Source organism: Pseudomonas sp. SIMBA_068, from assembly GCF_046534705.1.
GTDB classification, from domain to species: Bacteria; Pseudomonadota; Gammaproteobacteria; order Pseudomonadales; family Pseudomonadaceae; genus Aquipseudomonas; species Aquipseudomonas putida.
In genome coordinates this window covers 1-233 of record NZ_JAWRYI010001729.1, presented here as the reverse complement: position 1 = coordinate 233, position 233 = coordinate 1, and the positions used below count along the sequence as shown (strand labels likewise).

Here is a 233-nt window from a genome sequence, read left to right as displayed (position 1 = left end):
ATGGGGCCTGATGGGCACACTGCGTCTTTGTTTCCACACGCAGATGGATTAGAAAATGGTTTAACCACCACTCAAACGGTTTGTGCGATTAACGCAATACAAAGCGACGTGACGGGGAGTATTACCGAGCGTATGACGCTTACCTTGCATGCAATAGCAAATTCTAAAGTGGTAAAACTACTTATTAGCGGTGAAGAAAAACTCGCTGTTTATAAGCAAGCTAAGGCAGGGGG

The 233-nt window shown here is 45.5% G+C and carries 1 protein-coding gene; it reads left to right on the top strand.

The window, feature by feature from the left end; translation table 11 throughout:
* Positions 1-233: 6-phosphogluconolactonase (locus SB756_RS35670; protein WP_410913960.1), on the top strand; the 233-nt coding region annotated here is incomplete at both ends.